Source organism: Marinobacter maroccanus (assembly GCF_002933275.1).
GTDB lineage: Bacteria > Pseudomonadota > Gammaproteobacteria > Pseudomonadales > Oleiphilaceae > Marinobacter > Marinobacter maroccanus.
The window spans coordinates 66,781-80,057 of the sequence record NZ_PSSX01000005.1; the positions used below are offsets into that span (position 1 = coordinate 66,781).

Consider the following 13,277-nt stretch of genomic DNA (forward strand, 5'->3'; position numbering starts at 1 on the left):
AAGCCGGGGTCTTGGGGCCCCGGCTTTCTTGTTTACAGCCTGGCGCTCTGCAACGCCTCTATGCGGTCTTCCAGTGGCGGATGGGTCATGAACAGGGCACTCAGGCCGCCTCTGGCCCCCCGGTTTATGCCAAATGCCTGAAGACTGTCGGGCATCTGGTCCGGCACCTCGCTTTCCTGCTTCAGCCTCGCCAGCGCGCTGATCATGGCTGAGCGACCCGCCAGCTGGGCACCGGCAATATCCGCCCGGAATTCCCGGCGGCGGGAGAACCAGAACACGATCGTGCTGGCCAGAATACCCAGAACGATCTCGGCAACAATGCTGACCGCGAAAAAGCCGAGCCCGTGCCCGCTTTCATTCTTGAAGATCACCCGGTCGACAAAGGAGCCGATCACCCGGGACGCGAAGATGACGAAGGTATTCACCACACCCTGAATCAACGCCAGCGTCACCATGTCACCATTGGCAACATGGCCGATTTCGTGGCCCAGGACTGCCCGGATCTCATCCTTGTTGAACCGATGTAACAGACCTTCACTGACGGCCACCAGCGCATCGTTCTTGTTCCAGCCCGTTGCGAAGGCATTGGACTGGGACGCCGGAAAAATAGCGACCTCGGGCATGCCGATACCGGCGTTTTTGGCCAACTCCGCCACAGTGTCCACCAGCCAGCGCTCGGCAGGAGTTCGCGGGGAATCAATGACCCGGGCCTTGGTGCTCCACTTGGCCATCCGCTTGGATATCAGCAGTGACACGATGGCGCCCGCGAATCCGAAGACCGCAGCGAAAGCCAGCAAAGAGCCATACTGAATGCCATTTTGGGCGAGATAGCTGTCCACGCCGAGCAGTCGCAACGTGAAACTGGCGACAAGGATTACAGCAAGGTTGGTTGCCAGAAACAGCAGAATACGCATGTTGGTTCCCTGATCAGTTCGTCACAGAAAATAAAGCCGTCATTCAGACCGTTATATGCGGCCACGGTTCAATCAATCAACGAGCTTACGTTGATTTAATAATTGCCGCGGTCCGCGAAGAAGGTTGTCTGCATGATCTGGCTGATTCGGGCGGAGTTGCCGCTGCGCAGCGCAGTCCGGATCAGATGAATGTGAGTGGAAAGGTCTTCTTTGACTGAAGGAGGCAAGGAACTGGCCGAGCCTTCCTCGGGGACTCCGAACTCCCTGGCCAAGGCCTGTGGCGCCGGGGAGCTCAGGCGGATAAAAGCGTCTCGGGTCAGTACAGCCTGATCCAGTGCCTCCTGGCGAATGGTGTCAATATACCTGAGCAGGCCTTCCTCCGAAAGCCAGAGCAGGGCGCCAAAACAGGCCATGTGCCGTTTGCTGTGAAGACCAAATTCGTCCGGCTCATCCGGACCGGCAATGTCCTCGACGAACAGGTTTATCCGGCGCGGAAATGCGCCGTATAGCTGTACCAGGGCAATGGCCGCGTCTTTGTAGAATTCCTCGACGTGTATATCCGCCATGGTCTGCCCCGTTATTGCTGGTATTGGCCAAGGAAATTGCCGAGTCGGCCCATGGCGTCCTCAAGGGTATCTTCCCGTGGCAGGAACACCACTCTCAGGTGTTGCTTGTCATCAATATTAAAGGCCGAACCCTGTACCAGCAGGATTTTTTCCTGAAGAAGCAGGTCCAGAACCAGCTTTTCATCATTCACGATGGGGAAGTGCTTCGGATCCAGTTTCGGGAACAGGTACAACGCACCCTGAGGCTTGACACAGCTTACCCCCGGAATGTCGTTGAGCATCCGCCAGGCGGTCTCCCGCTGCTCATACAGCCGCCCTTCTGGTGCCACCAGATCGTTAATGGACTGGTAGCCCCCCAATGCTGTCTGAATGGCCAACTGGGCCGGAACATTGGCGCAGAGCCGCATGTTGGAGAGCATGTCGATGCCCTCGATCAGATCCTTTGCCCGATGCTTGGCACCACTGACAATCATCCAGCCGGAACGGTAACCGGCTGCGCGGTAGTTCTTGGACAGGCCGTTATAGGTGAAGAAAAGCACATCATCGGCCAGTGAGGCGGTGGAAATATGCTGGGTACCGTCATACAGAATCTTGTCGTAGATCTCGTCGGACAGGATGATCAGGTTGTGCTTGCGGGCCAGTTCGATGACCTGTTCCAGAAGCTCCTTCGAATACACGGCCCCGGTCGGGTTATTGGGGTTGATCAGCACAATGGCACGGGTACGCCGGGTAATTTTCTTGCGGATATCATCGATATCCGGAAACCAGTCCTGCTGTTCGTCGCAGCGATAATGCACGGGCTTGCCGCTGGAGAGCGTGACAGCAGCAGTCCACAGGGGATAATCCGGGGCCGGGATAAGCACCTCGTCACCGGTGTTCAACATGGCCTGCATGGTCATGACGATCAGCTCGCTGACGCCGTTACCCAGGAAAATATCGTCAATATCGACTTTATCGATGCCCCGTTGCTGGCAGTAGTGCATGACTGCCTTGCGGGCAGAGAACAGGCCCTTTGATTCCACATAGCCCTGGGCCAGGTGCATGTTGTAGATCACGTCCTGCTGGATCTCTTCGGGGACATCCAGCTCGAAGGCGGCAGGGTTGCCGATGTTGAGCTTGAGTACCCGATGCCCCTCTTCTTCGAGTCGACGCGCTTCCCGCAGAACTACGCCACGGATTTCATAACACACGTTATCCAGCTTGGCGGATTTGTAGTAGTTCTGCATAAGACCCGGACGTCCTTCTTTTGAGATCGAAAAATGGCACCTGCCAATACGACAGGCCTTTATTCTAGCGGAGCGAGGGCCAGCGGCAACAGGGGAATTATGATGAATTGTGTCGTGTTAAGGCAGATTTAGCTCACAAACCTGAACCGGTTTTTGAAAATCGAGCCTGTAGCGTCTGCATTGCCATGGTTTTTTGCTCTGTGTTGTGAACAATGGTCCGGTCAGAACGCAAAAACATCAAAGGGAAAATCTTATGGCAGGCGAGACGGTCTACGATTTCACGGTCCGGGATATCAAGGGTAACGAGAAAAGCATGGCAGAGTATCAGGGCAACGTGCTCCTGATCGTGAACACCGCCAGTAAATGCGGCTTTACGCCCCAGTTCGAGGGCTTGCAGTCCCTTCACAAGGAATTGGGCGATAAAGGCTTTGAGGTTCTGGGCTTTCCCTGTAATCAGTTCCTGAATCAGGACCCGGGCGACGAGGATGCGATCAGTCAGTTCTGCAGTCTGAACTACGGGGTCGATTTCCCCATGTTCTCCAAGATTGACGTCAATGGCGATGGCGCCCATCCGCTATTCCGCTTTCTCAAGCGCGAAGCCAAGGGACTTATGGGATCTGAGAAGGTGAAGTGGAACTTTACCAAATTTCTGGTCGGGCCCGATGGCAAAGTCGTTCGCCGCTATCCGCCTACTACAAAACCTGAAGATATCCGGGCCGACATCGAGAAGCTGCTAACGGACTGAACCCTCGGGTGGAGCGGACGGGCGCCAGCGCTCAATCACTGTCCTGAGCTCGTCTCGCTTGTACGGTTTGGTTATATAGTCGTTCATACCCGAGGCGAGACAGTCTTCTCGATCGCCCTGCATCACATTGGCGGTAACCGCAATGATTGGCAGGTCTTTCCATTCCGGGTTCTGGCGAATCCTCTGTGTTGCCTCATAGCCATCCATGACTGGCATCTGACAATCCATAAGCACCAGGTCGTAGTGGTTCTGTTCGAGTGCCTGTATGGCTTTGAGACCGTTCTCAGCGGGGTCTGCCCGGTGACCGAGTTTTTTCAGCAGGCTGGTGGCCACCAGCTGGTTCACCTGGTTGTCCTCGACCAGAAGGATCGACAGAGAAGATTCTGTACCGCTATGCTCATCCGGTTCAATGGCGTGGGCAAGCTGATCTTCAGCGGGAACCAGGCCCGCGGCTCTGCGCAGGCAGCGGAGTAGTTCGTCCCGTCGTAATGGCAGTGACAGTAGCTGATGACGCCCCTTGCCTGGGGGCAGGGTCCCGGTAAAGTCGGCAAGAATGACGCCGGCGCCTTGCCAATCGGCGGCATATTCCAGAGTTTCTTCATCCTCGGCACTGGCCAGCGCCAACAGAATGCCGTCCGGGTGCCTGCTGGCTCCGCGAATCGGAACGCTCCACTTCCGAAGCTGAGCCTCGATCGCCGAACGGTACGGGCTATCCGCGGGGATGGCCATGGCAATGCCAATGTCTTTTAGCTGGTTGTCCACGTGGGCCAGAGTCTGCCCTCCGGGAGCCTCGTGTATCGGCAATGGCAGGGTAACGGTGAAGTGGGTTCCGCTGCCCTCCCGGGAGTCAACCAGAATCTGGCCATGCATGCGTTCCACCAGTTGACGGCAGAGGGTCAGGCCAAGGCCAGTACCGCCATAAAGCCGGGTGGTATCCACGTCAGCCTGGGAAAAAGGAGAGAATATCCGGTGCAGGCCTTCGTTGGACATGCCAATCCCGGTGTCCACCACGTCGATTCTCAAACTGCCACCGGAATAGGCAGAGCGAATCTTCACGCTACCCTCATCGGTGAATTTGATGGCGTTGCTCAGCAGGTTGTTCAGCACCTGGCGTACCCGTGTCGGATCGCCGAGGAAGTTTTCGGGCAGATCAGGGTCGATTTCAGTAATCAGGTGAATCTGTTTCCGGCGCGCCTGCTGGGCGTGGAGTGTTGCGCATTCCTCAATCAGGTGCCGGACACTGAACGGAATGTTTTCCAGGCTGAGTTTGCCGGCTTCTACTTTCGAGATGTCCAGTATGTCGTTGAGCAGCCCGAGCAGGCTCTCGCCGGCGTTCAGGGCGATTTCCATCCGGTTGCGCTGCGCCGGCTCCAGTTCGCCCTCAAGGGCCAGGCCAAGCATGCCCAGAACGCCATTGAGGGGCGTGCGGATCTCGTGGCTCATGCTGGCCAGGAAGTTGGCCCTTGCCCTTGCCCGGCGAACCGCATCTTCTTTGGCCTTCACCAGAGCGCGGTTACCGCGTTGCAGGGCATCGTTCTTCTCGGATATTTCCCGGGTCCGATCCTCAACTTCCTGTTCAAGCTGGGTTGAGTAATTCTTCATCGTACTCTCGGCCTGCCGCAGCTGGGCAAGACTCGAGTCAATGGTTTCGAGATGCTGGTTGATGATGCCAACCATGGTCCCTATCTCGTCTTCCCGATGGTTTGCCGGTATCGGGAGCCTCACCTTTTCGGGAGAGCTGGCCCGCACCTGACTGAGAGCGCTGATCACGTTAAGCATGGGGCGGGTAAGAACGAAGTAGAAGATGGCCAGCAGCGCTGCGGAAAGGATCAGACTTTTCAGCAGCCCGCTGATCAGCGTGTAGCCGGCCCGCTGAAGAAACAGCGCGCCATAGTGATAGGTATCGATGGTGACGATCAGATGCCCGAGTGGCAGATCCTCTAGCTGTGGAACCTGCAATTCCTGGCGGAATACCCGGTCGGAGCCGAACAGCAGATCACTGACCCATCGGTAGGGCGACACCGGGCTGCTCTTGCTGGCTGCAGCCATGGTCTCGTCGTCGTTGTCGGTAATTCGGGCATCGATGGTGGCGGGATGGCGAAGCAGGCCATCGAGTAATTCTTCCGCAAGCCGGACATCAATATTGTAGGCAATCTGGGATGCAGGGCTGTTGCTGATATCGATCAGCGCATGGATTTCATTCTCCATGGACTCCTTTGCGCTGAAATAGTCCAGGGTAATCTGGACAACATTCAGCACCAGGCCAAGGGCCATGGCAACCAGTACCGTGTCCCGAGTCAGTCGATAGGAAAGTCGTTGTTTGAAGCCCTTGCTCACGGGTTTGCACTGTCCCTGTTGGCGGGCCTGCGATGGCGACCCGTTCTGTGCCTTCAGTCGTCGTAATCGGCCTTTTTCTTCCACTCGTCGTCGTGGAGGAAGGTATCCCACTCTCGATCCAGTTTGGACTCTCCCTGCGGGCTTTCCTTGCCCTCTGCACTCAGTGCCTCAAGTTCCTTGATTCGGGTGCGGAAACTCTTGACCGCTTTCATGGCGAGAGGATTGTCGCGGGATTTCCCCATTTCGGTACTGGCAAGGTGATAGGCGTGGATGGCCTTGCGAAACTGGTTCTGGCGCACGTAGTCACGGGCCTGGAACACATGCAGGTCCGCGTGGGTCTTGTGGACCAGGAAGAGCACATATTTCAGGTTTTTCTTGGCGGTGGCGGCATCAATTCGACCGCTCTTGTGCATGGCTTCGATCATCTTGAACAGATTCTGAAGCAATTCCTTGACGTAATTGGATTTTTCGGCGGAATCAATCTTGACCGGAGTGGTGGTGTCGCGCTTCTCGATGATCTGGGTTTTCAGTTCCGCGGCGGAGTTCTGCCACTCCTTGACCGGCAGGTTGGATTTCAGGCCGGCAAGCTCCGCACAGGCTTCTTCCATGCGTTTGATCAACAGCAGTTTCAGATCGGCCGTCAGGTACTGGCCGGGAATTTCGGTCAGGAGCCGATTGGCCCTGTTGTAGGCGTCTTCCTGGGCCGTAATTTTGCGCGCCCGTTCGATGCGGGCGCGCTCGCGCATCTGGCTGAGCACAATAATGACAATTGAGACGGTAACGATGGCCGCCAGCAGAAGGACGATCGTAGTGGTATCCATTTTGTCAGTAACGACTCCGGCTTCAGGATCAAATGATGGCGGGTCTATAAACCGGCCTCAAAATACCGATATTATTCAGCAAGTATCCGAAAGACTAGCAGAAATTCCGCTCCAGATCCGTTTTCAAATGTGAAAGTTCGTGTTGCTGATTGATTACGTGAATCCTCGGTATCATGTATATTGTTTTTGTGAATGAGCCCGACTTTTCCCGTTTTTTTGGCGTTCCGGAGTTTTTGTGGATATTTCCCGTGTTGATCTGAATCTGCTCGTTTATCTGGATGTGTTGTTGCGCGAGCGGAATGTTACCAAGGCCGCCAACCACCTGGGTATTACTCAGCCTGCGATGAGCAATGGTCTGAAGCGGTTACGGGACCTGTTCAGTGATCCGCTGCTGGTGCGAACCAGTGAGGGTATGACGGCTACGGAGCGCGCGAGGGAACTGCAACCACTGGTACGGGGAATCCTCTCGGACATAGAACAGGCCGTGCAGGACAAGACGCCGTTTTCGGCCCTGGAAAGCCAGCGCGTGTTCCGGATCATGGCCAGTGATTATGCCGAATCCTGCCTGATGCCCCGGGTTCTGAGACGGATCCGCCAGGAAGCACCGCAGGTTACCCTGGATGTACTCACTCCCAGTGATGTCAGCTTTCTGGATGTGGAGCAGGGCCGGCTAGACATGGCCATCAACCGGTTCGACAAGATCCCCCAGTCTTTTCACCAGAAGACCCTCTGGACCGAATATTTTGCCTGCCTGATGAACGCCCGTAATCCGCTACTGAAAGAGCCCTTCACCCTGGATACCTATCTGGACGCCAGCCATATCTGGGTCAGCAAAACCGGCTTTGGCGTTGGCGTGGGTGTGAACCCGAAGGATGTCCAGCGCCTGGGTTGGGTAGACGAGGCGCTTTCGAGAATGGGGCGCAAGCGCCAGATTTCGGTCTTCACCCGGCATTACCAGGTGGCCATGCTGCTGGCCGAGCAGCACGATCTGATTGCGACCTTGCCTTCCAGGGCGGCCTGGCTTCAGAAAGACAACCCCAACCTGGTGGTAAAGGTACCGCCGTTCGAAATTCCGCCGTTTGAACTGAAAATGGCCTGGAGCCCGCTGCTGCAGCACAATGCGGATCACCAATGGCTGCGCAAACTGATTGCCGAGGTGGCCACCGAGGTAGATACCGAGTTTGCTCCCTTTGGGGCCAGATTCGAAGCGCCGGACGCGCCCCAGGCCCATCACTCAGAGCGGTAGTTCCCTGAGTTCCAGGGAAGGGCGTGCCGCATCCCACATGCGCTGGAAATTTTCCGACAGCAGCTTCACCCGGCCACCGTCCGAGAACTTGGCAAACCCTTCGGGCTTGTAGAAGTCATGCCGATACACCACGCCTTCACGATCCGCCAGAATGAATGGCTGGTCCTCAACCGGATAGTCCTCATTAACGAGACGAAGCTCCATGCGGCTCGGCAGCCGACGCATCAGCTCGACCAGGGTGTGTCGACGTTTCACCAGCGGCTTGTCGTCGTGGATGAGCAGCCTGACTTCGCTGAGCCGGTGCCGGCGGGCCAGGGCGGAGATCAGCTCCCGGAAACGATGTCGGTCATACAGATCATGTTCGAGCAGTCGGTCATACAGCCAGATGCGCTGGCCGGCCTGGCCAACCATTGAATCCATCAGGCCCAGAAGTCTGGCCTCGGTGTCAAACAGCCAGGAATCCGTGTCGCTGCCAAGAATCATCGGCTGGTCTTTGGTCCCGACGTTCTCGGCGGCAAGATCCGGTGCCAGGCAGCGCATGTCAAGGTGGGGAATGCCGGCGTCGTCATAAACGCCGGAACAGACATGGAAGCCTGAACGCTGGTAGAAGGGAATGGCATGTTCCTGGGCGGACAGCCTGAGCTCGGAAAACCGGTTGGCGGATTCTGCCATCAGGTGCCTCAGCAGTGTTTCCCCGATGCCGTGTCCACGGTACTGAGGCAATATCGCCATGCGACCGATGTGACCGGTTTCTTCCAGGGTCGAAAACAGCCGGGCTACCCCGGCGGGGGTGTTGTCCGGTAGCACGGCGAGGTAGTGATCGGCAATTTCGTCGGTTTCATCCCACTCCAGCTCCGGCGGGACTTTCTGTTCGTCAATAAACACCTGCTGGCGAATATCCCGGATGGATGCCGGAGCCAGTTGCCAGCTGTATTTGCGAAACCGAATGCTCATAATGCCTATTCGAAGTAAACAGAACCCTGATTGTAGAGCTCGGTCAGAAGCCCAAGCAACGCTTCATCTTCAGCAAAGCGGGCCAGGGCAGCCATGTCTACACGGGCGGCCGAACAGAGTAACGGAGCAACAGGCTGGGCGTCGCCCTTGAGCAGGAACTGCTCGCCATCGACAAACAGGGCAGTTTCACTGGGGAAGTCGTAGTAGGCGAAGCGGGATCCTTCGTTCCAACGTAACTGCTCGCCCGCATGAATCGCCTCGGCAACATCCTCGGGGGATGCAGGCTCCTCGGCGGGAACAACAATGTCCATGCTCTTGGGCGCTGTTGAAAACTGGCCAAACCAGAGCGCCAGTTGCCGGCGGTCCCCGAGCTTTTCCCGGATGACACTCTCCAGGCGGTCGACCACGTCGGGTTGAATTGTACCGGGATTGTCCTGGACCTGGAGGTCCGGGTCGTTCAGGTGGTCCGCCGCGTCGGACTGACTGCACAGGAAGTCGGTAAAGCCGGTAAGGATATCGTCCATAGTCGGCGCGCGGAACCCAACCGACAGGGTGATACAGTCGTCCTCGGCAACGCCGTGATGGCCGATGCCCGGCGGCAGATACAGCATGTCACCGGGTGCCAGGGTAACGGTTTCCTCGCCATCCCAACTGCTCAGAATCCGCAGAGGGGTACCCTCCACCCGGGGTGAGGTATGGTCGCAATGCCCGCCAAACGTCCACCGGCGGTGACCCTGGGCCTGAAGCAGGAACACATCGTACTGGTCGTAATGAGGGCCAACGCTGCCGCCTTTCGGAGCAAAGCTGGCCATAATGTCGTCCAGGCGCCAATTGGGAATGAACCGGAAATGCTCCAGAAGATCGGCAATATCCGGCACCCAGTGGTCCAGGCCCTGAACCAGCAGCGTCCAGTCCTGCTCGGGCAATGAGCTGAATCGGTCCGGCGAGAAGGGGCCATTGTGGAGTTGCCAGGGCTTGCCGTCGTCGTTTTCGATGACAATCCGGGACTCCACGCCTTCCTCACAGGCCAGGCCCGCCAGCTCATCGGCGCTGACCGGGCACTGGAAGTCGGGAAATGCCTGGCGGATAACCAGCGGCTTTTTCTGCCAGTAGTCCCGCAGAAATTCAGAAGGTGTCAGTCCGCCAAGCATGTCCATGGGTGTACTCCCGGTTTCAGATGTTTTGTGCCTGATCGACTGCGTTACCGATGTATCGGCCCGGCGTCAGGGCCATCAGTTCGGCCTTGGCCTGCTCCGGAATGTCGAGGCTCTCCACGAAATTCTTGATCACTTCCGGTGTCATTGCCTTGCCGCGGGTCAAAGCCTTGAGCTTTTCATAGGGCTTTTCAATGTTGTAACGACGCATCACGGTCTGGATCGGCTCGGCAAGCACTTCCCAGGCATGATCCAGGTCTTCATCCAGGCGAGCCGGGTTGATTTCCAGTTTGCCCAGGCCTTTCAGTGTGGCTTCGTAGGCGATCAGGCTGTGTGCAAAACCAACGCCCAGATTGCGTAGTACGGTGGAGTCAGTCAGATCCCGCTGCCAGCGCGAAATGGGCAGCTTGGCGGAGAGGTGGCTGAACAGCGCATTGGCGATGCCAAGGTTGCCCTCGGAGTTCTCGAAATCAATGGGGTTGACCTTGTGGGGCATGGTTGAGGAACCCACTTCGCCTTCCACCGTTTTCTGCTTGAAGTAGCCGAGAGAGATATAGCCCCAGACGTCACGATCCAGGTCCATCAGGATTGTGTTGAAGCGGGCAACGGCATCGTACAGTTCGGCGATGTAATCGTGTGGTTCGATCTGTGTGGTGTACGGATTCCAGTCGAGGCCAAGGCTTTCGATGAATTCCCGGGCATTCAGGGCCCAGTCGATTTCCGGGTAGGCGGACAGGTGAGCGTTGTAGTTACCCACGGCGCCATTGATCTTGCCCAACAGCTCGGTTTCACGGATCTGTTTTACCTGGCGGCGCAGACGGTGCACCACGTTCGCCAGCTCTTTGCCCACGGTAGTGGGAGAGGCCGTCTGGCCGTGTGTCCGCGAAAGCATGGGCTGTTCGGCGTGGTCGTGAGCCAGCTGCGCCAGCTTGTCGACAACGCGGTCCATGGCCGGCAGCAGGCCGTGGTCCAGGCCTTCCCTCAGCATCAGGCCATGGGACAGGTTGTTGATGTCTTCGGAGGTACAGGCAAAGTGAACAAATTCCGTGACGGCGTGCAGTTCCGGAACGCCGGCAATTTTCTCTTTGATGAAATACTCGACCGCTTTTACATCGTGGTTGGTGGTGCGTTCAATGTCCTTGATGCGCTCGGCGTCTTCAAGGCTAAACTCACTGACCAGGCTGTCCAGAACGCTGTTCGCTTCGGCGGAAAACGCGGGAACCTCAGTTACCCCGGGATGAGCGGCCAGCTTCTGCAACCAGCGGATCTCGACGGTTACCCGGTTCCTGATCAGGCCATATTCACTGAAAATTTCACGGAAGACGCTGACCTTGCTGCCATAACGTCCATCGACCGGGGAAATGGCGGTCAGGGCGGTGAGTTCCATCGAAAACCTCTCAAGTCATCAAAGATTCGGATCAAAAGAAAATAAGGGGTGCATATCATACACCACCGGAGGCACTGAATCAGCGCCGTCAGTGGTACAGGGAGCGATTGGCTTCCTCGGCCAGTTCGCCCGCGAGCCGGATGACCTTTTTCCGGGCAAAGATCAGTTGCCAGCGGCGCCCGCCCGTCTGGCGCCAGAGCACGGCGGAACGAATGCCCGCGAGCAGCAGGGCGCGTACTTTTGCCGCATTCTCCTCCTGCTGCAGCACGGAGGGGTTACCGCTGACCTGAATTCGCAGCCGAAAGGTGCTGATGGTGTCGGCATAGACCGATGCCAGATTGCTGATCAGGTTGGGGTGGGTGTACCCGAAATGGCTTGCGGTATGCCTGGCCTGATCAATACGGCTACCAATCACATCCAGCATGTCAGAGCGGCGATTCAGTTTGGATTCGAGCTGGACCAGATTGAGGGCATAGCGCAATACTTCGATGTCCTGCTGCCGGGACTGCTGGCTAAGCACCGAGGACAGGGTGACAAGGCCTTCGCGGATGTCGCGAAGTTCGCCGCCGTAGACGTCCAGCGTGTTTTCCGGATTGGTGGCAAACAGCGAGCGGATGGAGGTTTCCAGGCTGGCTTCGTTGCACTGTCCGTTGTGGGCAATCTGCTGAACAAGGTTGGCGGCCTGAAAAACCCCGGCCAGCGCCAGGGTCTGATCCTTGAGGGAGCGGCTCATGCAGTTTCTTCCTGGGGCCGGGTTCCGGTCAGGCGGGCGGGCAAGGGTTCGCCGTCTCGCCAGGTTTCTTCAATGACACCGCCGCCGAGGCATACATCGCCATCGTAGAAAACGACAGATTGTCCAGGGGTGACAGCGCGCTGGGCGTCGTCAAAGTCTACCCGGACGCCGCCCTCGATCAAGACAACCTCACAATCCTGGTCCGGCTGCCGGTAACGGGTCTTGGCTTTGCATCGGAAGGACTGCGCAGGTGGTTCGCCGGCAACCCAGTCAATCGGTCCCGATACCAGGCCCCGGGAAAAGAGCAGGGGATGGTGCTTACCCTGAACCGCGATGAGGACATTGCGACTGAGATCTTTCTGCGCCACATACCAGGGCTCGTCCCCGAACTCGCTGAGCCCCCCAATGCCAAGACCCTGTCGCTGGCCAATGGTGTGATACATCAGGCCCTGGTGCCGGCCAATTTTCTGGCCATCCGGTGTTTCAATATCGCCGGGCTGGGCCGGAAGGTACTGCTTCAGGAAATCCTTGAACTTGCGCTCGCCAATAAAGCAGATGCCGGTGGAGTCTTTCTTGTCATGGGTGACGAAACCCTGCTGCTCGGCAATACGGCGCACCTCGGGTTTCTCCAGCTCGCCGACCGGGAACAGTGTGCGCGCGATGCGGTCGCCAGAGACGGCATGCAGGAAATAGCTCTGATCCTTGTTGGGATCCAGGCCCTTGAGAAGCTGGGCCTTGCCGGGGGCGTCAGCAATCGGACGCTGGCGGGCGTAGTGGCCGGTGGCAATGTAGTCGGCGCCGAGAGTAACGGCATAGTCCAGGAATGCCCGGAACTTCACTTCCTTGTTACACAGGATGTCGGGGTTGGGTGTCCGCCCGGCCTGATATTCGGAGAGGAAGTGTTCAAATACCCGGTCCCAGTATTCGGCCGCGAAGCTGGCGGTATGCAGCTTGATGCCGATGGCGTCGGCCACGGCCTGGGCGTCGGCCAGGTCCGTCATCGCTGTGCAGTATTCGGTGCCATCGTCCTCATCCCAGTTCTTCATGAACAGGCCTTCAACCTGATAACCATGATCCTTGAGCAGCCACGCGGCCACGGAAGAATCCACGCCGCCGGACATGCCGACAATGACGCGGGTGTTGGCTGTGCTGTTTGCAGGGTGGGCTTCGGATGTGTTGGTCATGACAGCTTCG

Annotated in this window: 12 protein-coding genes; 2 read left to right on the forward strand and 10 right to left on the reverse strand. The window is 57.5% G+C overall.

Translation table 11 applies throughout. The annotated features are described in order from the left end of the window. Window positions 1-32: 32 nt before the first annotated feature. From htpX to KEHDKFFH_RS07800, 3 genes are all read right to left on the reverse strand, one after another. Window positions 33-914 (reverse strand): protease HtpX, encoded by an 882-nt coding sequence (gene htpX / locus KEHDKFFH_RS07790; protein WP_104321400.1) that lies wholly within the window; start codon window positions 912-914, stop codon window positions 33-35. A gap of 95 nt (window positions 915-1,009) precedes the next feature. After that, window positions 1,010-1,480 carry a hypothetical protein gene (locus KEHDKFFH_RS07795; RefSeq protein ID WP_064230191.1) on the reverse strand — a complete coding sequence of 157 codons (471 nt, stop codon included), beginning with the start codon at window positions 1,478-1,480 and terminating at the stop codon, window positions 1,010-1,012. An 11-nt stretch (window positions 1,481-1,491) separates the two neighbouring features. Beyond that, complete coding sequence (locus KEHDKFFH_RS07800) at window positions 1,492-2,706, reverse strand: pyridoxal phosphate-dependent aminotransferase (RefSeq protein ID WP_104321401.1); 1,215 nt, start codon at window positions 2,704-2,706, stop codon at window positions 1,492-1,494. A 253-nt stretch (window positions 2,707-2,959) separates the two neighbouring features. Between KEHDKFFH_RS07800 and KEHDKFFH_RS07805 the strand changes: the two genes are divergently transcribed. After that, entirely contained in the window at window positions 2,960-3,451 is a 492-nt protein-coding gene (locus KEHDKFFH_RS07805) for a glutathione peroxidase (RefSeq protein ID WP_104321402.1), read from the forward strand. On the opposite strand, the gene KEHDKFFH_RS07810 is transcribed toward KEHDKFFH_RS07805, so the two are convergent. Both KEHDKFFH_RS07810 and KEHDKFFH_RS07815 read right to left on the reverse strand, forming a co-directional pair. Then, complete coding sequence (locus KEHDKFFH_RS07810; RefSeq protein ID WP_104321403.1) at window positions 3,440-5,788, reverse strand: hybrid sensor histidine kinase/response regulator; 2,349 nt, start codon at window positions 5,786-5,788, stop codon at window positions 3,440-3,442. The two genes, KEHDKFFH_RS07805 and KEHDKFFH_RS07810, sit on opposite strands and share 12 nt — an antisense overlap. A gap of 53 nt (window positions 5,789-5,841) precedes the next feature. Beyond that, window positions 5,842-6,609: a hypothetical protein gene (locus KEHDKFFH_RS07815; RefSeq protein ID WP_064230187.1), complete on the reverse strand. Its 768-nt coding sequence runs from the start codon at window positions 6,607-6,609 to the stop codon at window positions 5,842-5,844. 235 nt (window positions 6,610-6,844) lie between these two features. Between KEHDKFFH_RS07815 and KEHDKFFH_RS07820 the strand changes: the two genes are divergently transcribed. Continuing rightward, window positions 6,845-7,855, forward strand: coding sequence for a LysR family transcriptional regulator (locus KEHDKFFH_RS07820; RefSeq protein WP_104321404.1), 1,011 nt, complete (start codon window positions 6,845-6,847; stop codon window positions 7,853-7,855). Here KEHDKFFH_RS07820 and KEHDKFFH_RS07825 read toward each other — a convergent pair. From KEHDKFFH_RS07825 to mnmA, 5 genes are all read right to left on the reverse strand, one after another. After that, window positions 7,844-8,809: a GNAT family N-acetyltransferase gene (locus tag KEHDKFFH_RS07825; RefSeq protein WP_104321405.1), complete on the reverse strand. Its 966-nt coding sequence runs from the start codon at window positions 8,807-8,809 to the stop codon at window positions 7,844-7,846. The genes KEHDKFFH_RS07820 and KEHDKFFH_RS07825 overlap by 12 nt on opposite strands. Window positions 8,810-8,814: 5 nt before the next feature. Next, window positions 8,815-9,966, reverse strand: a complete 1,152-nt coding sequence (locus tag KEHDKFFH_RS07830; RefSeq protein ID WP_104321406.1) for a ribosomal protein uL16 3-hydroxylase — start codon at window positions 9,964-9,966, stop codon at window positions 8,815-8,817. Between the two features lie 16 nt (window positions 9,967-9,982). Beyond that, window positions 9,983-11,350 (reverse strand): adenylosuccinate lyase, encoded by a 1,368-nt coding sequence (gene purB, locus KEHDKFFH_RS07835; RefSeq protein ID WP_104321407.1) that lies wholly within the window; start codon window positions 11,348-11,350, stop codon window positions 9,983-9,985. A gap of 88 nt (window positions 11,351-11,438) precedes the next feature. Continuing rightward, window positions 11,439-12,083 (reverse strand): high frequency lysogenization protein HflD, encoded by a 645-nt coding sequence (gene hflD / locus KEHDKFFH_RS07840; RefSeq protein ID WP_104321408.1) that lies wholly within the window; start codon window positions 12,081-12,083, stop codon window positions 11,439-11,441. Then, window positions 12,080-13,267 carry a tRNA 2-thiouridine(34) synthase MnmA gene (gene mnmA / locus KEHDKFFH_RS07845; RefSeq protein ID WP_104321409.1) on the reverse strand — a complete coding sequence of 396 codons (1,188 nt, stop codon included), beginning with the start codon at window positions 13,265-13,267 and terminating at the stop codon, window positions 12,080-12,082. The genes hflD and mnmA overlap by 4 nt, the downstream gene beginning before the upstream one ends. Window positions 13,268-13,277 lie beyond the last annotated feature (10 nt).

Coding starts and splice junctions, on each gene's coding strand:
- KEHDKFFH_RS07805 (WP_104321402.1), top strand. CDS start 2,960: ATGGCAGGCGAGACGGTCTACGATTTCACGGTCCGGGATATCAAGGGT.
- KEHDKFFH_RS07815 (WP_064230187.1), bottom strand. CDS start 6,609: ATGGATACCACTACGATCGTCCTTCTGCTGGCGGCCATCGTTACCGTC.
- hflD (WP_104321408.1), bottom strand. CDS start 12,083: ATGAGCCGCTCCCTCAAGGATCAGACCCTGGCGCTGGCCGGGGTTTTT.
- KEHDKFFH_RS07830 (WP_104321406.1), bottom strand. CDS start 9,966: ATGGACATGCTTGGCGGACTGACACCTTCTGAATTTCTGCGGGACTAC.
- KEHDKFFH_RS07800 (WP_104321401.1), bottom strand. CDS start 2,706: ATGCAGAACTACTACAAATCCGCCAAGCTGGATAACGTGTGTTATGAA.
- KEHDKFFH_RS07825 (WP_104321405.1), bottom strand. CDS start 8,809: ATGAGCATTCGGTTTCGCAAATACAGCTGGCAACTGGCTCCGGCATCC.
- purB (WP_104321407.1), bottom strand. CDS start 11,350: ATGGAACTCACCGCCCTGACCGCCATTTCCCCGGTCGATGGACGTTAT.
- mnmA (WP_104321409.1), bottom strand. CDS start 13,267: ATGACCAACACATCCGAAGCCCACCCTGCAAACAGCACAGCCAACACC.
- htpX (WP_104321400.1), bottom strand. CDS start 914: ATGCGTATTCTGCTGTTTCTGGCAACCAACCTTGCTGTAATCCTTGTC.
- KEHDKFFH_RS07795 (WP_064230191.1), bottom strand. CDS start 1,480: ATGGCGGATATACACGTCGAGGAATTCTACAAAGACGCGGCCATTGCC.